The sequence below is a fragment of the Runella salmonicolor genome, assembly GCF_024158025.1.
GTDB classification, from domain to species: domain Bacteria; phylum Bacteroidota; class Bacteroidia; order Cytophagales; family Spirosomataceae; genus Runella; species Runella salmonicolor.
Genome location: NZ_JAMZEL010000010.1, coordinates 100254 through 120097 on the forward strand (window position 1 = coordinate 100254; position 19844 = coordinate 120097).

At 45.4% G+C, this 19844-nt stretch carries 16 protein-coding genes; 4 read left to right on the plus strand and 12 right to left on the minus strand.

What is annotated here, in order from left to right; genetic code table 11:
- Positions 1-111 precede the first annotated feature (111 nt).
- The 10 genes from NCI00_RS21125 to NCI00_RS21170 all read right to left on the minus strand — a co-directional run bounded on the left by NCI00_RS21125 (position 112) and on the right by NCI00_RS21170 (position 12329).
- Positions 112-1557 (minus strand): restriction endonuclease subunit S, encoded by a 1446-nt coding sequence (locus tag NCI00_RS21125; RefSeq protein WP_253530928.1) that lies wholly within the window; start codon positions 1555-1557, stop codon positions 112-114.
- Positions 1527-3584 (minus strand): type I restriction-modification system subunit M, encoded by a 2058-nt coding sequence (locus tag NCI00_RS21130; RefSeq protein WP_253530930.1) that lies wholly within the window; start codon positions 3582-3584, stop codon positions 1527-1529. Before NCI00_RS21130 ends, NCI00_RS21125 begins: the two co-directional genes overlap by 31 nt.
- A 228-nt stretch (positions 3585-3812) precedes the next feature.
- Positions 3813-5021 carry a DUF3570 domain-containing protein gene (locus NCI00_RS21135; RefSeq protein ID WP_253530932.1) on the minus strand — a complete coding sequence of 403 codons (1209 nt, stop codon included), beginning with the start codon at positions 5019-5021 and terminating at the stop codon, positions 3813-3815.
- Between the two features lie 126 nt (positions 5022-5147).
- Complete coding sequence (locus NCI00_RS21140; RefSeq protein WP_253530934.1) at positions 5148-5369, minus strand: DUF4266 domain-containing protein; 222 nt, start codon at positions 5367-5369, stop codon at positions 5148-5150.
- Positions 5370-5419: 50 nt separating this feature from the next.
- Positions 5420-6391 (minus strand): FAD:protein FMN transferase, encoded by a 972-nt coding sequence (locus NCI00_RS21145; protein WP_253530938.1) that lies wholly within the window; start codon positions 6389-6391, stop codon positions 5420-5422.
- The gene (locus tag NCI00_RS21150; RefSeq protein WP_253530941.1) at positions 6357-6800 is read right to left on the minus strand and encodes a thioredoxin family protein; all 444 of its coding nucleotides are present in this window, start codon (positions 6798-6800) and stop codon (positions 6357-6359) included. The genes NCI00_RS21145 and NCI00_RS21150 overlap by 35 nt, the downstream gene beginning before the upstream one ends.
- A 32-nt stretch (positions 6801-6832) precedes the next feature.
- Positions 6833-7333: a Rieske (2Fe-2S) protein gene (locus NCI00_RS21155; RefSeq protein WP_253530944.1), complete on the minus strand. Its 501-nt coding sequence runs from the start codon at positions 7331-7333 to the stop codon at positions 6833-6835.
- A gap of 280 nt (positions 7334-7613) precedes the next feature.
- Positions 7614-8294 carry a PepSY-associated TM helix domain-containing protein gene (locus NCI00_RS21160; protein ID WP_253530947.1) on the minus strand — a complete coding sequence of 227 codons (681 nt, stop codon included), beginning with the start codon at positions 8292-8294 and terminating at the stop codon, positions 7614-7616.
- Positions 8233-9720, minus strand: coding sequence for a DUF2271 domain-containing protein (locus tag NCI00_RS21165; protein WP_253530950.1), 1488 nt, complete (start codon positions 9718-9720; stop codon positions 8233-8235). The genes NCI00_RS21160 and NCI00_RS21165 overlap by 62 nt, the downstream gene beginning before the upstream one ends.
- Positions 9721-9782: 62 nt before the next feature.
- Positions 9783-12329 carry a TonB-dependent receptor gene (locus tag NCI00_RS21170; RefSeq protein ID WP_253530953.1) on the minus strand — a complete coding sequence of 849 codons (2547 nt, stop codon included), beginning with the start codon at positions 12327-12329 and terminating at the stop codon, positions 9783-9785.
- Between the two features lie 335 nt (positions 12330-12664).
- Between NCI00_RS21170 and NCI00_RS21175 the strand changes: the two genes are divergently transcribed.
- Together NCI00_RS21175 and NCI00_RS21180 are read left to right on the plus strand one after the other, a co-directional pair.
- Positions 12665-13777, plus strand: coding sequence for a sensor histidine kinase (locus NCI00_RS21175; RefSeq protein WP_253530955.1), 1113 nt, complete (start codon positions 12665-12667; stop codon positions 13775-13777).
- Positions 13767-14516 (plus strand): LytR/AlgR family response regulator transcription factor, encoded by a 750-nt coding sequence (locus NCI00_RS21180; protein WP_253530956.1) that lies wholly within the window; start codon positions 13767-13769, stop codon positions 14514-14516. Before NCI00_RS21175 ends, NCI00_RS21180 begins: the two co-directional genes overlap by 11 nt.
- 72 nt (positions 14517-14588) lie before the next feature.
- Here the strand turns inward: NCI00_RS21180 and NCI00_RS21185 are convergent, their stop codons facing one another.
- Complete coding sequence (locus NCI00_RS21185) at positions 14589-15794, minus strand: DUF6600 domain-containing protein (RefSeq protein WP_253530957.1); 1206 nt, start codon at positions 15792-15794, stop codon at positions 14589-14591.
- 275 nt (positions 15795-16069) lie between these two features.
- Here NCI00_RS21185 and NCI00_RS21190 point away from each other — a divergent pair, with 275 nt between their 5' ends.
- A complete protein-coding gene (locus tag NCI00_RS21190) occupies positions 16070-17986 on the plus strand; it encodes a M14 family metallopeptidase (protein WP_253530958.1) in 1917 nt (638 codons plus the stop codon).
- A 115-nt stretch (positions 17987-18101) separates the two neighbouring features.
- Here the strand turns inward: NCI00_RS21190 and NCI00_RS21195 are convergent, their stop codons facing one another.
- Positions 18102-18815 (minus strand): MBL fold metallo-hydrolase, encoded by a 714-nt coding sequence (locus NCI00_RS21195; protein WP_253530959.1) that lies wholly within the window; start codon positions 18813-18815, stop codon positions 18102-18104.
- Positions 18816-19092: 277 nt separating this feature from the next.
- Here NCI00_RS21195 and purQ point away from each other — a divergent pair, with 277 nt between their 5' ends.
- Complete coding sequence (gene purQ, locus NCI00_RS21200; RefSeq protein ID WP_253530962.1) at positions 19093-19779, plus strand: phosphoribosylformylglycinamidine synthase subunit PurQ; 687 nt, start codon at positions 19093-19095, stop codon at positions 19777-19779.
- The last annotated feature ends 65 nt before the right edge of the window (positions 19780-19844 follow it).

Below are 19844 nucleotides of genomic sequence, written 5' to 3' on the forward strand. Positions count from 1 at the left end.
AATATTTATTCCTCCAAAATCATTTGCTCTACTTCGGCTTCGGCATTCTCTAAAATTTCTTTGGTTTCGGTTTATAGGCATTTGGCTTGTAACAAAATAGACTTGGGTACGCTACTTCTTGACATAAATCACATCCTCATTCATCTTCTTGATGGCTTCCTGCTCCAAATAGTAGGCTTCGCTTCGTAAGCCATTAGCTTTTAGTGCCAAATCGTTGATTTCTTTTAGTAATTGTTCATCTTGTAGGATTGGAACGGGGACTGAAGCCAAATGCTCTGGCTCAATTTCATCAACTACAGAACCATAAATCAGTCTATCTATTAACATTTTCCCAAAATCAGAATTAAGCCAAATGTAAAGATAACCTGCTACCAAATTGGAATTGGGAGTTATTCTTAATACATGATCATTTGCAATCCATTTTTTCCAATGTTTAGGCACAATATTAACCTTACCTACTGTTCCGCTTCGTGTCACCAAAATCATATTTTCATATAACAACAACTGGGCGGTCATTCTTTCGCCATGAATAGAAGTAGATAAATACTTTTTGCCAGAAGGATCCAATTCAAAAAGTTGTTTCCCTCCAAAAAATACAGTACCATGTTCTTCTTCAACATATATTCGTTTGAATCTAAGAGGCAAAAATATTTTACTTGTCAATTCGCTACTTCCCAACGGTAAAACCTTAGCCCCACTATCCAATAGGCAATCAATGATTTTTTCAACAATTGGTACATGGAAAGACCCTTCTAAACGGTCATTGAGTTGGTCTGATGATACAATAAAGGTTTGTACATCTGTCTCGTTTCTATACAAATCAGGCTTTAAACTATCAAAATCAGGCAGTTTGAGGGCTTCCAATAAAAGTTTTTCGGCTTTGTCTATCAAATCGTTGCTTTCATCTCGCAAAGCAAAAGAACGTATCACTTTTTCGTGAATTTCCTTTTTGAGGTTTTCGGGTGCGTTTGGAATAGGTACATTTTCTAAATGTTCAGGTTCAATGTGCTGAATGACAGCCCCATAGTTGTTAGTAGTTAAAACCAGCTGCCCCGTTTTTGTCTTCAAATAAGCAAATACATAACCTGAATGCTCATCATTATTAGCTTCTATTCTTATTAAATCATGGCTAAATATCTTATCTTTCAACGTCTCAGAAACGATTGTGCATTTCCCGATTGTACCTGAACAAGTTAGCAAAATTTGATTTTTCTTAACCCTAAGTGCGTTAATGTCGGTTTGAGTTCTTGATGAAATGTACTTATCAGGTTTAGGTCTGGTGTCTAAAATTTGGGAAGGTTGAAATATGGGCATATCAGATTTTTCAACAAAAACCCTTTTAAACCTGCCAAAATGATGTGCTTTTGCCAAGGCATTTAAACCACACAATCTTACCGAAGGATATTTACATTCTTTCAAAGTAGTAAAAGCAGCGCGGGCATCAATATTAAAAACATTGGCTTCTAAACGGTACTTAGCTTGCTCCACTTCCAAACTTTGTACAGTTGTCCATTTCAAATCATTGGTTACCATGACATTCCCTCCTCTTTTTTCCATTTTGTAAAAATATCAGGCACAAGTAGCGTATGGTCGTCCAATTCGGTTTCTTCATAGGTTTCAATTTCGCCATTGTCTAATACCCGTGTTTTCGAAAAGTAAAGAATCTCCCCATCCTTATCTCTTTTTGGCGTTGGGTTCCCCCGTTTGTCGTGTCCCACTTTTTCAACCATTGCCATAAAAATTGGATAGTTAGCGTTTGGCTCTCGTAGTTCTTCTTCGGTCTTTTTCTGAACAACTAATAATGAGGTTTGAACACCTGTAAAAGGCTGAAAGGTGTCTTGGTGCAAGTCAATACTGGCTACGATGCGGGTATTTGCTAAAAGCCATTTACGAATATCAATCAAACCTGGCGCCCCCAAAATACTGTCCGGTAACACAATAGCCAACCGTCCGTTTGGTTTGAGCAACTGTACACAACGCTCAATAAAGACCTGCTCAGGAGGCATTGATTTTGAGTTTTTAGCAATGGCATATTGTGCCAAAATATGGCTATCATCAATTGGAATTTTAGAACCAAAAGGCGGATTGGTAATGATTACATCAAAATACCCAATTTTTGAATGGTGGGTAAGGTCAGTTACTTCAACGCCCAATGCTTTTGCCAATGTTTCTTTAAAATCGCTATTCCATTCGTGAGGTGGTAATAATGAGTTTTCTCGTAAAATATTCCCACTTCCGTCGTTGTTCATTACCATATTCATTTTAGTGGCTTTCACTAAATCGGGATTAATGTCAAACCCAAAGAAATTCCGTTTGGCCACATCGGAAATAATATCTCTAACTCTCTGTTTATCAAAGTCATTCCATTGCTTTTCGGGTTTACCAAACTGCTTTTCGCAACGCTCTTTTATTTGGGCAATCACGTGGTTCATAGCATTAACAAGGAATCCCCCTGTACCGCAACTACTGTCTAAAACTCTTTCATTGGGCCTTGGATTTACCATTTTTACGGCCATCGCCATTACATTACGAGGCGTAAAAAATTCGCCTCTATCACCACGTAGATTTGAGCCAACAATTTCTTCATAAGCACGACCTTTTACGTCTATCGCTGTATCTAAAAGGCTGTATTTTTGAAGTTCACCCACCACGCCAGCAATGGTTCGAGGCGAAAGTTCCAAAACCTCATTTGTAGCAAATATTTGGCCGTATTTTGCTTTTACTTTTTCGAAGATTTTGGCAATTCGTTTTTTTGCGGTCAGTTGTCCGTCTTGGTTATTACGTTCTTTTGAAGTAACATAAAACTGAATATCTTCCACAATATTTTTTTCGTCCTCGATTTTGCAGAAAATCAATTTCAACAATTCAAAAAAGGCAGGTTGCTTTTGCATACCCTCATTAGCGTAAATCACATTGTGGCACTTCCGAAAGGCAAACAACAAGTTATCCCCAATGGCTTTTTTCTGCTGATTTCTTTTGGGGCGGTCAATATCTTCTATATCCGTTTTGAACGACGGAATATCTATATAGTCCTCAAATCTTTCTTTGTCCTTATCCTTTATTTTTCGCCAAACTTCTTTTTCTTGGCCGTTTGTCCACATACCCCATTCGCAGTTGAGCGATGCCGCCATATAAGATTTCAACTGTTCAACACCTTCTTTTTTATCAGAGGGCTTAACGCTGTCTTTCTTGCACTCAATGATGATTTTGATGTTTTCTTGAGAGAAATCAGTACAATTTTCTGGAAAAAGAGCCACATCAACGCGCTTGTTTGAAGAGCCAACTTTTATGGCATACTCTACTCGAATCAATAACTTAGGGTAGCCGTGTTCACCGACCAACCTTTTTTCAATGTTCTGTCTTACATATTCTTCGGGCGTATCATTACGAAATTTTCCGTCAATGTAATCCCTAATCTTACCTTCGGGGACAGTGATAGTAGCAGTAGTTTGTTCTGTTGTCATAGCGCGGTCAAGACCGACCATAAAAAAGCGTGAGTCGTTGCCATTACCCGTCTCTGAGGCCCTAGGAAGCCCTGCAAACAAAGTAAGACAACGCTCACGCAGACCACGCGAGCGTTGCACTTAACTTTCCCTGTTTGCATCGAAATTTCCTAGGTTTCAGAGTACAGGATTATTAAGCTAAACGCTATTTCTATATGTCGTTAGTTTTTGGGTTCGATAGTCAGTTGGTTTGTGTTCATCCGCAAAGATGCAAAATGATGGTGAGATATGTAAGGCTTATTTTTATTTTATACCGCAACAAAAAGCCCCAACGGTGGCTCGTCGGGGCGGTAAATGGAACCTAAAAATCTACTTCAATTTCATCGCCAGCGTTACGCTGTTGCCAACCATCCCCGTACTGCGCAGGTAGTGCCCGTAGCGGAGTTCAACGGAGTGCCACTGCTTGATACCGAACAAGCCACCGGGGGGCGCAACTCGTATACCAGTACCCACAAAATGACTGGTAAAACCCGAAATGTCATAATCGCTCGTGTAATAGACCTCCGTAGGGCGGTGCTTTCCATAGGCGTTAAAATAACGTACCGCCGTTTGGTTATGAAAACGATAAAACGGACTGACCGATACGAAAGGCGTTATTTTATAGGTTGCTTCAAAATTGGCAGTGTGGGCTTTCATGCCCCAATCGTCGGCGTAAAAACGATAGAATCCCCGCAAGATAACCTTGTCACCTAGAAAATAGCTTAGGCGCGCTCCTACTGGCAATTTAAACCGCGACCCGGGCAGTTTTTCGACCGTATGCGAACCATCAGTAAAATAAACGCGGTGGTAAGGCGTGCTCAACAGCCCTTGTTGAAACGCTGGCTCTACCGTAATTAACAATTGGAGGCGTTTATTGATGACTTGCGACAGTGACAACGCTAAATTGTACGAATTTCGGGGTTTATACGCGACGGGGTCGCGGTCACCTTCGGCGGCGGAGCCGTAGCCTGCTGGTCGCAGTTCGGATGGTAATATCGCCATCCAAGTATCAAAAAAAGCGCCCGCTTTAAGGCTAAATTCGCGATTATTATCCTTAGAAATTTTCGCAAAGTTGACATTAAAACCATGCGACTGGTAATCATATTCGGTTGAATACGAATAGCTTAACCCGTGAGAGGTACGGGTAGCATCATCCTTCACAGTCCACGACAACGACGGATACACGTGCGTATCACTGCGCGAGGCTGATGAAATCGTCAGAGGGTCAATGTTATCGGAAGAAGCCGAAGTATAATGGTCAATGTTGAAATCTGCATTGATAAAATGTTGGCGGCTTTTTCGATCAATAAATGACAATTTTAAATCAATCGAATTGGAAAAATTGCTCAATTTTTCAGTCCCGATTCCTCCCGTTACGGCTGAATTATTGCCGTCCTGTCCGTAATAACCAGCAACCAAATTTACCTCTTCTATTTTGAGTTTACGTTTTTCGTAAGCCTCTTTGTCGTTGGTAGTTTGGGCACAGACGCCTTTTAGCAAGCCTACCAATAATCCGACGGTTAATACGATTTTTTTCATTTAGGGAGTGTATTTTATAAATCACGCAGTGACGCAAAGTGCGCTCTGAAACACTGGGGAGGTTTTTGAAACGTCGGTATGAAACGTCGGCGAGGTTTTGAACCTCGCCGACGTTAGACATTTAGCCTAGTTACAGCCACAACCACCGCCACTTTTACCGCCGTTGGCCCCAGAAGCACCTTCGCGATAGAGGTAAAAACTCTGCTCAAATTTCTCAGACTTGCGAGCCGAAAGCTCCATTTCAGAGTCGTTGATGCGGCTTTTTTGGTATTCCTTGACCGTAACGCAGGAAGATAGAGCCGACGCCACAAACAAAGCAAACAGGCTTGTTTTGATGATTCTGTTCATATTTTTTGGGGTTAAAACAGCATTTAAACGCCTACTCAGCGCATAACAAACTAGCTGATTTTGATATTTTTTGAGGTGAAAATGCGGTCTTTATCGTCAATAATAATGCAGGCCATTCCCTGCATTTGGTTGATTAAATCCAACCCAACCCGTACCCCCATGACCGTCACGGGCGTAGCCATCGCATCCGCGATTTCGGCATTGGGTGAGAGAATCGTCACGCTTTTGATGCCCGACACTGGCAATCCCGTTTTGGGGTCAATGGTATGAGAATATTTCTTTCCGCCGATGAGTGCATATTTTTCATAATTGCCCGACGTAGCCACGGCTACATTGCTGATATTCAGGTAGGAAAAGGGCTGATTTTTGGCATTCGGGTCTGCTACGCCAATCGTCCACGGAGTGCCATTTGGCTGACTTCCCCACGCCGTTAAATCCCCTGAAGCATTAACAATACCACTTTTTACACCCTTTTGTAGCAACAGCCTTTTGGCCATTTCAGCGGCGTAGCCTTTGCCGATACCGCCAAATCCTATACGCATCCCTTTCTCTTTCAGAAAAACGCTGCTATTGGCTTCGTTCAACACTACATTGCGGTAATTAATCAGCCGTACCATCCGTTTGGCGGTTTCGGCATCAGGTAGAGAGGTCATAGTGGTATCAAAATTCCACAGGCTTTTGTCAATGGACCCGTAAGTAATGTCAAAAGCACCTTGTGTTAGTTCAGAAATCCGTAGCGAGCGTCGAATCAACTCAAACACCTCGCGGTCCACCCTGACAGGTGCGATACCCGCCTGGGCATTGATTTGGTTGGTTTGGCTATGGTCGTTGAAAGTGGTCAACAAAGCCTCAATCCGCTGGATTTCGGCGATAGCCTCTCCGATTCGGTCATTGGCCCACGCTTCATCTTCGGCTACGACGCTGATTTCGAAGCGATTACCCATTAACCGAAGCGCCCTTTTATGAAGCATCAAACTCACGGCTAACTCACTTTGAAGCATCGGCAATGAGTGCAATATCATGAACAAACGCCAACGTATTCAGTGTTTTGGGGTAACCCTCCCACTCTTTCAGTACTTTTCCATTGGCATCCAAGAGGAGCGTAAAAGGAAATTTCCCCTGTGGATTGTATTTTTCGGCCAATGCTTCGTTGTGGGCGGTTTGTTTGGCATCCAATTGATTCTTTTTTTGCCGGGGAAAATCCGCCCGAACCAATACCAAGCGCCCATCGGCGTATTGCTGAAAATCTTCAGATTCGAAGATGTCTTTCTTGAGCTTTATACAAGGCCCGCACCAGTCTGAACCGCAAAAATTCAACAGGATATATTTATTATTTTGCGCTGCTTCTGCTCGGGCTTTTTCAAAATCACCACCCCATTGTGGAGAAGACGCCAACAAACTGGTAATCAAGACTAAGAGGGCTGTTTTCATGGTAGTTTTTTGGGTTATTTTTTGTCTTATACTTAGCTATAAACGACCAGTGTGGTACCGCTAACCGCCACCTTATAAACGGTAAGCCCCTTACTGCCGAAGCTATTGAGGCCCTTACCGGTCAAATCAAACCGAGCGCCGTGGTCGGTGCAGTAAAACTCGGTCTTGTTAAAAATGATTTTCTTTTTGGGCTCATGGCTGCACGTCTGCGTCACAGCCGCATAATTTCCGGCGCTTGTCTGTGCCACTACAATTCCGCTTTTGGCGATGTATCCACCTACAGTTTTTAGGCTTGCGTTGGCAGTAGCACTAAGGTCAAGGGTTAATAATGGATTTTTAATGGTGCTCAAATCCGTAGTCGTACCTGGGGTGGTCGTAACTGGCGTAGTGGTCACTGGAGTGGGCGTCGTATCGGTGGGCTTTTCAACCAACGCATCAATGTATGTATCTTCCTCCCTGATGCACGAAGTCATTACTGCCATCAAAGCAGCTCCTCGAAAACCCATTGACTTCAAAAATTGATACCTATTCATCCGCAGTTTGATAATGATTGAATATTTTCTTTCCTACCATTACGTACAATCGGATGATGCTGTTGCACTTAAAACGTCATATAGTTTAATTTAGAAAATTTCAAAATAGCACTTTGTATCAATTGGATACAAAAATCAAACGGCGGGCAAATACCCGCCGTTTGAATAGCCCACAATTATCTATTTTACACTGTCTTTAGTTATTCTTGATATTACGGTGCTTTTCTCAAGCTGAAAAAAAACCTAAATTTCTTGACGCAATCTTTTAATTTAAAAGGCATTAAAATAAAAACACGTATAGTGCTACACAAACGCCCAGTCCTATCAAAGTCCATAACAAGCCGCTTGCGCGACGCTTTTTTAAGAAAAATAAAAGTAGCAGTCCTGTCAATGAAACTACCGTCATAAATATGGCAGATGCATCAATCACCAGCGACCATGTTTTTCCCGTGTCGCGTCCTTTATGCAAATCATTGATGACGGCCACCAAGCCCATCTGGGTTTCGGTAAGTTGATAGGCTCCCGTGGAGCGGTTTATGAATGCATCGGCCGTATACCCTGGGCCCCGAAACGCCACCGAACATTCAGCTGCATCAATGCGAAAGTCACTCATGGCTCCCTTTGGGTGGTGCGCTGCTCGCAGATGCTCAACAATTGCCAATTTATTCACCTTTGATGTGTCGGCAACGTTTGTCCAACTTGCATTCAACATCCCTTTATATTCAGAAGTACGAGAGGCATCGTCAAACCAATCTGCGTGGTTAAGCGTCAAGCCAGTGACGGCAAAAAACAACACCAACGCAAAGCTGAACATCGAAAGATACAAATGAAGCCAACGCACCAGTGCGGGCATTTGGCGCTGCCAAGCAGCATTTCCGTCGGAAGCACGCGCTCGGGTATTAACGGTTGCTTCCTTTCTCGCGGTAGTCCAAGGCTGCGGCTGCGATCTCGGTGTTTCCATTAAGGGTCTGTTGTTTCGGTTTTCCGTTAAAATCCATTTCTTGTTGTATCAATTGATACGTACCATGCTCGCGGGCCGCTTCAATATTGATGGTGTACTTGCCTTGTTTTACGTACTGCCCTTGGTCGTCTTTGCCGTCCCAAACCAATGAGTAGGCGCCCGCTGAGCGAGTAGCGCTCGCAATAGAGGCAGCATTCAAACCGCTGCTACGCTGCATGGAGTACCAAGTCCGTAATTCAGGAAGCCAGCGGGGTTTGTTGTACCAAATCGCCAATTGACGCACAGGAACATGGTTTTGGTCTTCAATCCACACGGCTACAAAAGGCCGATGCGAACGCCCCTCAAACCGACTGAGTTCAAACGAAACAAGCAGCTCTTGATTGGCATTCCAGAGTTTATCTTTAATGTTTGAAACTGATAAAATATGGGCCGTTTTTACGGAAGGATTCGACGTAGGAGGCGTTGCTAAGTCGTTCCAGTCAGGACTTGTAAATGATCGGCCTTCTTTGGTGACAATGAGGTAGTCGGTCTGCGGTATAGAAGCCGCCAATTTGATGCTTTCGGCTGGGGTAAGCACGTTAAATGCCGTTGCCAGTGCTCCTGCGGTGACCGCGTTGGGGTGTACTACCGTGGCACTGATAATGTCCTGAGCAGGCACGCCCGTGCGGGGGTCAACAATGTGCGAATACCATTTTTTGTTTACCCAAACACCTCGGCGATAATTGCCGCTCGTTGCTACCGCCCGGTTGCTAACATTAAGCAAGGTCAAAGGGGTAGCATTTTCGGCATGGGTCTTGGGGTCGGTTAGGGCAACGGTTTCTGTCCAATTTCCCCGTATGACTAAGTCTCCCCCGCTGTTTAAAACCACCGCATCAACGTCCGCATTTTTGAGGGCCGCTTCGGCGGCACGGGCCAAAATATAACTTTTGGCAAACGTATGCAGCCGCAAAGGGGCTTGGCTGAGCCGGGTGGCGGTTTGATGGGCGGGGTCAAGATTCCAGTGGGTTTGATTGGCCGCTAAGACCGCATTCAGTCGTTCTGCTTCGGAAGGTAAGGTCTGCGTTTGAGCGGCTTTTTGCCAGAGTTGATTAATGACCTCTGCGGCGGCATTGAGAGCGCCATCTGTTTGCTGATGCCATTCGGTGAATTCGTTCAAAACCGCCCACAAATCTTCGGATACTGGTGTGGTTTGTGGTGCAGAAATCCCCCAACGGCTAAACTCGCTGGTGGGCAGATAACTGCTGAGAATGTTGTTCAGACGCTCTATTTCTGCTAAAACAACCTTTTCAGTTTGCCTAGCGGCGGCATAAGAACGAGCCACAATTTTTAAATCAAACGATGTTCCTAGTACATTTTCGAGGTGTGAAACAAACAATCCCTGTACTTCAGGGATTGTTTGGTAGGGGCCAGCTACAACAGTTGCCATTGAAGCCAGCCCAAGTTTTAATCCATTCATTGCTGTTTATTTTGGATTGTCAGAGGAAGAATTTAGTTGTTATCTCCACCTTCTTTCACGTCGTCGTTTTTCACACCTTTGGTTTTCTTAGGAGCGACGAAAGTCATTTTACCAATTTTATAACTGAATGTCAATTTGATGTTTTGGTTGTAGATATTGTTGACCATCGTTTGGTTCAATATCGGCGTTACTGAGGTAGATTTCATCTTCATTCCACCAAAGAAGTTTTCGGTTGCTAAACCAATGCTTCCTTTTTTGTTGTTCAGGTCTTTCTTCACCCCAAATGAGTACATGTAAAAGCTACCCTGAACCCCTTGAAGCGTGACTTGGTTTCCGCGCATCCCGCCGTGTAGTTGCATGGCCCAACCTTTGTTAAGCGCGAGGCTCGACATCACACGTCCGCCAATAACGATGCCAGAGTTGCTGGTATTAATCGAAGTACCATCCAATCCTTGTACTTTTCCTTCGAGGTAGTTGTAATACACATCTACCCCACCGTTCAATGTCCACTTGGGCGTCAGATACACGTTGGCAAATACGTTGGCACCCATTACTTGCTGCTTACCGATGTTTTGGAAAGTGGTGATAATGGCACCCGCCAAGGTATCAGAAGGAGCGCTCAGGCGCATGATGCTGTTGTTGGTAGAGCGGCTAAATACCGAGGCATTTAAGTAAGTTTTCTTAATGCTCGTGCTTAAGCTCACCTCAAAGTTATTGGTCATTTCAGGCTTCAAGTTTGGATTTCCGATGCTGATGTTGAACGGGTTGGCGGCGTTGTAGTTGGGGTTCAACTGTTGCAAACCTGGGCGTTGGATACGACGGTTGTAAGCGGCTTTCAGCGTTGTTCCTGCTTTGATGGTTTTGGATACGTTAATGCTTGGCACGAGCGTTCCGTAGCTTGGAATCGAGATTTTACCGATTTGGTCTTTGGCATCAATGGTGGTGTACTCATACCGTGACCCCAACTTGAATGTGTATTTATTGGCGGTTGAATAAGTGTAAGATAAGTACCCCGACACAATGCTTTGGCTGTAATCCAAATTACCAACAGGGTTGCGGGCGTCGGCGGCAAAGGCACCCGTAGGCCCTGCTACTTGGTAGCTATAATCGCTGTTTACCTGACGCATAATCGTTTTGGCCCCAAACTCAATCATTTGATTTTTCTTGATGGGCGTCTGATAATCGGTCTGAATCGTGGCTTCTTGGTTGAGGTTGGCATTCAGGTTTTTCTGACGGCTCAACAACGCGCTGCTTTCACTGAGCAAATCGGCATTGAAATTGTTGGTGAGGTTGTTGCGGCTGTATTGCGTCGAGATTGACCACTCTCTACTTGGCACTTTAAAGGTCCGGATATAATCAAGGTTCATGTCCACGTTGTTGGATAAGTCTTTGGTAGTCACATCCCGATACGTGGTGGAAGTCAGTGCATTGTTAGTAAACAGGTTGCTCGTCATGTCTTGCGAACGAACCATGTTACGGGTTCCGAAACTTACGCCAGCGGTCAATGATTGTGTTTTACTTAATTCATAATCAAAACCAATATTGTAGCGGCCAAAGAGTCCATTATCATAAGCATCAGAGGTTTGTTTAGTCAACAACGAAGCGCCGTTTTGCAAAATCGTTTGGTCTAAAGAAGTGGCAGATTTGTTGTAGAAAGCCCGTCCAAAACCTCCAAGCGTAATTCCTAATTTTCCTTGGCGATAGTTTCCGTTGAGGCTAAGGTTTGAGCCCCGTGCTCCCACTCCCGCATCGGCGCTGAGGGTAAGTCCTTGCAGCGTTGATTTTTTAGTGATGATGTTGATAATCCCTGCCGAGCCTTCTGCATCGTATTTGGCTGAAGGAGAGGTGATTACTTCTACTGATTTAATCAAATCTGCGGGAATCATTTTTAAGGCGTCAGCAATGCTACTTGCTACAATCGTAGAAGGCTTATTGTTAATCAATACCCGAATATTCTGGCTACCACGAAGCGATACGTTCCCGTCCAAATCTACCGACAACATCGGTACTTTTTTGAGCACATCAGCTGCATCACCGCCTCGGGCTGTAAGGTCTTTGTCGGCGTTGTACACCAAGCGGTCTACTTTTTCTTCAATGAGAGATTTTTCGCCCGTTACCACAACCTCATCAAGCGTTCTGATATCTGGGTTCATTTTGATGACGCCCAAATCTAGGTCTTGACCTTTGGCAATTTTTAAGTTGTCAATTGTTTTATCTTTAAATCCGATGAAGGAAATCATCAACTTATATTCTCCAACGGCAATGCTTTTAAGGGTAAACTTTCCTTTTTCATCGGCCATTGTTCCGTCGATGGCTTTGCCAGTTGCTTTGCTGTAAAGGGCGATATTGGCAAATTCAACGGCTTGGGTAGCGGCAGAATCAATCACAAAACCCGTTATCTTTGAATTGCCTTTGGGAGCGGTTCCTTCTAGGTTCAAGGCAGGGGTTTGCATAGCACCGGTATTTCTGTTGCGGCCGTTTCCGTCGCCACCTTGCATACCGCCGGGACCACCGGGAAACTGAGCGTAGGCGGCTGTCATACCTAACGCAAAAAGAATGGAGGTGATAAGTGTTTTCATTTTTTTATTTGTTTGTCGTCGCGTTTCTTTTATATTGATGACGGATTTTTCCGTTTTGATGATTCAAAGTAACGTCGACTTATATTCACAAAAAAATACAATAGACCGACCGCCCGTATAATACCGATAAGCGACGATTAATGACCGATGAGTTGCCTTTTGGGGCGTCAACAAGGTAGAATAGGTACCTTTAAAGATAAAAAATGTTCAATTATCGGTAAAAATGAGCAAACTGGCGATTGCTAGAAGAAGTATGAAATTGTTTTAATAGGATTGTTGTCATTTTGAAAAAGTCGATTTGTATACCTATCGACCGACCTAAAAAAAATACAACTATGTTACTTCGTCCAAATAGAAAAAATATAACCCTTGTTATCCATGTATTAGCTTGGGGGTTATTGGCCGCGCTGGTCATGATGCCACCCTTTGGCGGGCGTTTTACGATGCCCGATGAGTATTGGATAAAGCAGGGCATTTTGTTGGGATTGCTCGCGAGTGCTTTCTACCTCAATGCCAAGGTTCTTCTGCCTCGTTTATTGTTTCAAAATCACTCGCTTTGGTACATCACTTCTATTGTGGGGGCCGTAATCATCATTTACTGGACCATTCAGGGGGTAGAATCTTGGCTCAATTTGCCCGAACTATGGCATAAGGCAATCCGTCCTGACCGCCCTTTTAATCCCAATCGTGGGCATCGTTTTGATATGTTTACCTTTTTGTATTCGCTTTTATCACTCGGGGTCAGTACCAGTTTAACGGTTGTGCAAAAATGGCAGAAGGATACCCAAATTCGTGAACAGTTAGAACGCGAAAAGGTAGTTTCAGAGCTTTCTTTTTTGAAAGCACAAATCAATCCTCACTTCTTTTTCAACACCCTCAACAACATCTACGCCCTCACCATGATGGATGTAGAATCGGCCCAAGAAGCCCTGCACCGTTTGTCGCGTATGATGCGCTATGTGTTGTACGAAACCAAAGAAGGCACCGTTCGACTGAGTCAGGAGATTGCTTTTTTGCAGGATTATATTCAATTGATGCAACTCCGTTTGACCGACAAAGTCAAAGTAACTTTTGACTTGCCCGCCGCGCACCAAGACGTAGCCATTGCGCCGATGCTGCTTTTGCCTTTTCTTGAAAATGCCTTTAAACACGGGGTCAGCGCCACGCGTCCGAGCGAAATTTTCATTGGCTTGACCCAAATCGAACAAACCCTACGGGTAGAAGTGAGGAATACACTCTTTACTGAAAAAAGGGTTACGTTGGATGAAAGTAACGGAATAGGCTTGGTCAACACGCGTCGCCGACTTGATTTATTATATCCTAATCGATACGCTTTGGTCATTACCGAACACACCCCCAACGATGAGTATTTGGTAGAATTAACCCTCCATACTGCCCCCCTTAAACAGCAAACGTCCACTTTAAGCCCCGCGCATTATGACGCTTAACTGCATCGCCGTTGATGACGAACCCCTCGCCCTTGGATTGGTGAGTGTTTTCATTGAAAAAACGCCTTTTTTGCATTTGGTCGGAAAGTATTCCAGCGCCATCGAAGCCTTGCAGGCGTTGCATCGTCAGCAGGTGGATGTAATATTTTTGGACATTCAAATGCCTGATTTGACAGGCATTGAACTGGCACGGGTATTGGGGCAATCGCAACAAGGGGGCGCTGGTCCTCGCATTATTTTTACGACGGCTTTCAACAATTTCGCCCTCGAAGGTTACAAAGTTGATGCCTTAGATTACCTGCTCAAACCGTTTAATTACGAAGAATTTTTGCGGGCGGCCACCAAAGCTAAAGCCTACTTTGAATTAATCAATCGCCCCGCAGCTACTGCCCCTGCCGCGACCGCGCCAGAACCCGAAGAAGACTCGCTGTTTTTGAAAGTGGAGTACCAGTTGGTACGGGTATCGTACAATGATATTCTGTACATCGAGGGGCTTAAAGATTACGTAAAAGTCCATTTGCAAAGCACCACGAAGCCCGTTTTATCACTAACCAGCCTCAAAGCCCTCGAAGACCGACTTCCCGCCCGTAAGTTTATGCGGGTACACCGGTCATTTATTGTTTCGTTGGATAAAATCACTTCTCTGACCCGCAACAGTATTCAAATCGGCAATGTCACGATTCCCGTTAGCGACCAGTACAAAGATACCTTCACGCAGTTCTTAAATAAATGGACGTAAACCAGGGTTTCTATACCCCGATTTACGTCCATTATTGTTTACTCTTATTTCGATTTTCCTAAAAACCAGTTCTTAATTTCTACGTCTTCCGCTGCCTTCACTTGAATGCTCCGGGGCATTCCGTTGCCCCTGCTCCTGCACCCTTGGCGGGGCAGATTCACGATTTCCTCGCGATTGTGGTTGTTGCCGAGGCTCCGCACTACGCTGCTGCGGTTGGGGAGCATCATTGTTTCGACGTTGGGGCAAGTTTTCGCGACTTTCGTACGAACGCTGCGGGGCCTGTTCCCGATTATTGGCCCGAGGCTGTTGATTTTGATTTGCGCCGTTGTTGTCCGACCAAGTCCGTTGGGCATTGCCTCGCTCAGGAGCCGTATACGGTCTGTCATCTTGGCGCGGTTGCGGATAGTTTGGCCGCTGTTCACGTCCTTGGTTATTGTTATCATAACGATCACGTTCGTTGCGGGATACTCGGTCGTCATAGCGCGGAGATTGGTTTCGACGGTCGTTGTTGTTCCACTGTCCTCGGTCGTTATAATTGGGGCGCGAGTCGTATTGGCGATTATTGCCGTTGCCACGAGCATAACTGCGGCCACGTCCCTGACGATAAAGGTCATCGGCCCGGTACACATTGATACGGTTGCGCGTTATGCGCTCAATATCATAGCGTTGGGGGCCATATACATACGCTCGGTTGTTGTAACGATAATAATTGTTGAGATAAGATGTTCCGCCATAAATAACGCCAATTCGGTTGCGCGGTACGCAATAACTGTACACGCGCGGGCTCCGAATGTAAATATCAGGCACAAAGACCCAATAATTATACGGAATGTTGATGTTAATATTTATATCTATTCCCATCCCAGGACCCAAAGGTGCCCAGCCGTAATAGCCTCCACCCGAGCGCCAAGATACCCACGCCGGCCCCCACTCATCGCCGGGAACCCAAATCCAGCCGTAGTAATCATCAAACAGCCAACGGCCATAGTGGAAAGGCGCCCAGCCCCATTCGTAGTCTGAAACCCATGTATTGCCGTATTCGGTCATTTCCCAGTGGCCATCGGTGGCATAAGGCTGAAAATCTTGCGATACGCGCGGCCGCCACACCTGCCCATACGACGGGTTGTCCATCCAATCGCCGTAAGGAGAGAGTTCATTGTAGAAGTCCTGCCGCGAAATACCCACCCCGGGCTGGGCAAGAACGTTGCTCGGAATGGTCAACCCGATAGCCAGCACAAAGAGCAGGCAAGCGGCGTGTATTTTATGGATTGTTTTCATGACATTTCTTTTGGTTAAATGAAACTTTCCCTCGTCGTTGGCGTACATTTCGGCGACGTAGTTCGGTTACAAATGAAACGAAATTTTCCCCAATTCTATTTCAATTGGGGTGCCTTAAACACAAGGATTAACAATCATTAACCAATGTCCTTTTTTTTCAAAAAAATTACTCAATTCAAGACTACGCCCGGAAGATAAATTTTAGTAATATCAGCCTGAAAATTAACCCCTTAAAACCAAATAGTATTTTCCACTTTTTTCCTATTCCTTTTCTTATGAAAAAACCCTTTATACTGCTTCTATCGCTGTTTACCTTGGCAAATGCCGCCGCCCAGAAGCCCTATTACGGTGAACAAAAATGGCCCGAACAAGACACGGCCAATAAGTTTTACACCGTCAAAGGCGAGCGGCACGGCGTTAGCTTTTTTAAGAAACATTATTTTAAAGATGTTGAATACCAACCCAGCAATAAACTGGCATTTGATGTTTATCACTCACCCGATGTAATGTACCACTGGTACCGAAAATGGGCCGCCCAATATCCCGACATCGTAGACCTCTACGAAGTGGCTAGAAGCTACGAAGGGCGGCCTATTCTGCAAATGACCATTACCAACAAAAAAACGGGCAAACATACCGACAAACCCGCGGCTTATTTTGAGGCCGGCCGACATAGCGGCGAGGTCACGAGCAGCGAAGCCATTCTCTGGCTTACGCAGCATTTGCTCGAAAACTACGGTAAAGATGCGTCTATTACCCAACTCATTGACACTAAATCCATTTATCTGCGCCCCGAAAATAACCCCGACGGGTCTACGATGTATCTTTTTACGGCGCAACGCAACCGAAGCACCGTGCGGCCCAAAGACGATGACCGCGACGGCCTGCTCGACGAAGACCCCGAGGAAGACCTCGATGGCGACGGGGTGATTTATCAAATCCGAAAAAAAGCCGTTACCAAATCCGAAAAAGAAAAAGCCGATTATACTCTCGACCCCCGCGACCCGTCGGGGCGCTTGATGAAACGCGTCTTGGAAGGCAAGGGCGATTGGCTGGTCTACACCGAAGGTATTGACAACGACGGCGACGGAAAATACAACGAAGACGGCATCGGCGGCTTGGACAACCACCGCAATTATCCCGAAAACTGGCGACCCGACCAAGGCGGCGACCTTACGGGGCGCGGCTACACGCAGGGTGGTGCGGGCGAGTACCCGTTGAGTGAAATTGAAACACGCTCCACGGTTTTGTGGCTGTTGGCTCATCCTAACATCTCGGTCGTCAACTCGATGGATACCCGCGTGCCTATGCACCTGCGCCCGCCCTCGACTTCCAAAAGCGACGAGAGTATGTTCCCCGCCGATTTGGCGATTTACAAACACATGGACAGCGTAGGATTGGCTTTTACGGGTTATCCGTGGGCTGGCGACGTGTATGACACCTACGCCACCCGCAGCAAAACCGACCGCACCACCGGCGACCCTACCAAACCCCAACCTTTGTTTGGTCACGGTCCCGACTTCGGCTATTTCTATTACGGCTCGGTGTGGTACGGTGATGAACTTTGGAACGGCGGTGCCATGAAAGATTACAATAAAGATGGCGCTTACGATGAGTACGACGGCCTCATGTGGGACGATGAAGCCAACCAAAAGAATGGCTTCAAACCCTGGACAAAACTCATGCATCCAGAATTGGGCGAAGTCGAAATCGGCGGGTTTCACCCTAAATTTTTTGCGCAAAATGGCCCCGCGTGGCAGCTGGAAAATTGGATTTCCAAACAGTCAAAATTCAATTTGGCGATGGCTAAAGAATTACCCCAAATTGACCTGAAAGACGTGAGCGTGAAAGCGTTAACCAATGATGAATACGAGATAAAAGTAACGTGGAGCAATGCAGGAAAGCTGCCCGTTGCGCTGGAACAGGCCAAATTGGTCAAAATAGTGCAGGAAGACCGCGTTACACTGGACTTTGACAAGGCATTACTCAAAGGCTACGAAGAGGCCAAGGTAACAATTACACAACCCGCCTTATTTGACAAAACGATTTACAGTGGCTACACCAAGGTTGGCGAACAAAAAGAAGCCATTTTCAAAGTAAAACTCAACCAAAAAGGCCCCATCAAGGCAAAAGTGAAGCTTTCTTCTACCCGAGGCGGTTACAAAGAGAAAGAAATCGTTCTGGGGAATTAGCAAAATCCTCATTTCTCCAAAGCGAACTGATAGACAAAAAGCAGCGGAGAACGGGAAAAATCTGTCAAAAAAAATGGTTGTCGAGTCTCTCAAAAATGGATTCGACGACCATTTTTTACCGCCATTGCATCAAGGCCGCATTCAGCACTTCTTCCACACGCCGACGGGGCTTATGAAAATAAACCATGCCATGGCCCGGCAACATAATATCGGTCTCTATTTTGGCAAACCGGCGTAAAGAAGCCGTATAGATTTTTTTGTCGAAATCAATGGAGCCACTCCACCCAAAATCGCCACTCAACAAGGTGCCAATCACATCTCCACTGATGACGACTCGTTTTTGCTCCCACGTAAACAGGTAGGCTGTGCAACCCATGCTGTGGCCAGGCAAGTGCATCACCTCTATTTCTACCCCCAATAGATTACGTCGTTGTTTATCCACCAGCACTTGGTCTACCATAACGGGCTGAAAGGTTTTATGATACAAATAGCCACAACAGCGTTCGTCGCCCGTCGCAATGGCCTCGGCAGTTTCAGCCACGGCCATGATTTTGACGCCTCTTTTTTTGAGGATATGCGCCCCTCCAGCGTGGTCCAGATGCGCGTGGGTCAGGAGGCAATACTGGATTTCCTCGGGCGCCAGGTCCCAATAGCGCATATTGTCGAAGAGTTGCTCGATGGTTTCGCCACACCCACAGTCAAAAAGGATTAACCCCTGCGGTGTTTTTAGCACGTATGCGTTTCCATCATTCCATAACGCTCCAGGTTGGTCAAACGTAAGTCCGTTGAGGTCGCCGCTTACCTGAAAAAGATTTTTCAAAATTTGCATAGATACTATTTTGTTAACAAAGACCCGAATTGGGATATTTTACCGCATTCAAAAAAATATCCACAATGACCCGCAAATGTTTGTACAAATGTTACACCTCCACGGGGCGGATTGTGCCGAAATTTATTGGATTTTACGCCCGTTTATGATTCGATTTTTAGGGGGCAATTTTTGTTTTCTTTAAAGTTAGCTGAAGTTTTGTTACCAATACCGCCTCTAAAACCCTAACTTTGCAGCGGTAAGTCAATCAAACATCCGCTCAATACTTCCTATATCTATGAAATTCGGCGTAGTAGTTTTTCCTGGTTCCAATTGCGACGATGATACTGTCTATACATTACGGGTCAATTTAGGCCAAGAAGTGGTAAAACTTTGGCACAAAGACCACGACCTTCAAGGCTGTGATTTTGTGATTCTTCCCGGAGGTTTTTCCTACGGCGATTATTTGCGCACTGGCGCTATTGCCCGTTTTTCTCCCATCATGAATGAGGTCATCGCCCACGCAAATCGCGGCGGGTACGTCATGGGCATCTGCAACGGTTTTCAGATTGTAGCCGAAGCAGGATTGGTCCCCGGGGTATTGTTACGCAATAGCTCTCAACGCTACATCTGCCGCAATATTTACTTGAACCCACAAAGCAAATCCACGATTTTGACGGGCGGCTTGGACCGCACCGCCTATAAAATTCCGATTGCCCACGGCGACGGACGTTATTTTGCCGACGAAGATACCCTCAAAAGCCTCAACGACAACGACCAAGTGCTGTTCCGTTATTGCGACGAAAACGGTCTCATCACCGAAGCCGCCAATCCCAACGGTAGCTTAGAAAATATCGCGGGTGTAACCAACGCCGGTAAAAATGTATTCGGAATGATGCCCCACCCCGAGCGCGCCTCCGACCCTGCCTTAGGCAACGCCGATGGGCGTTTTATACTAGAGCAGCTTTTGGCCGTAACGGCATAAACCTATTTTTTTCCAAACAAAAAGCGCGAATGTGGCTCACATTCGCGCTTTTTGTTTGGAAAGTA